The organism is Alcanivorax sp. HI0044 (genome assembly GCF_001634945.1).
In genome coordinates, this window is the sequence record NZ_LWEZ01001757.1 from 1 (window position 1) to 603 (window position 603).

Sequence of the window (603 nt, forward strand, 5' to 3'; positions counted from 1 at the left end):
CAAATCCAGCACGCTCACGGTGTAGCCGCGATTGAGATAGCGTGTTGCCATTCCCAGGCCAAGACCACTTCCTGCGCCCGTAATCATTACATGCTTCATCTCACTCTCCTTCAATCCAGCTCACCGCTGGCTTTTAACCAGGCCTCAGATTCGCGCATCCCTTCGGCAAGACGGGTTTTGGGGCAATAGCCCAGCAGACGTTTGGCTTTTTCGATGGAAAAGCCGCCTTTGCGGGAAAACATCAGCATGGTGTCTGGCGTCACTTCGTCATGGCGCTTGAGTAGCTGATTCAATTTCCAGACCCCTTTGGTTAACGCCAACGCAGCAGTCAATGGCAAACTGCGGGGGGAGCCCGCTCGACCCGCCCAACGCCAGTGATGACTGAAAAATTCGTTGCAGGAAACCGCTTCGCCTCCCCAAAGAATGAAGACCTGCCCGGCCCCTTCTTGAAGACCTGCCGCCAGCATAATGCCGTCGAGCAAATCCTCGATAAATACAGGGGTAAAAACGGCTTTCCCATTATCAGGAAGAATCAGCTGACCGGCTTTGGCCATCCTCAACGGTTCAATCAACCAGGCACGTGAGCCCGGCCCATAGACATCA

The 603-nt window shown here is 54.4% G+C and carries 1 protein-coding gene; it reads right to left on the bottom strand.

What is annotated here, in order from left to right:
* Window positions 1-110 precede the first annotated feature (110 nt).
* Window positions 111-603 (bottom strand): NAD(P)-dependent oxidoreductase (locus tag A3730_RS32265; RefSeq protein ID WP_197477653.1); only part of this gene is annotated, 493 nt, incomplete at its 5' end.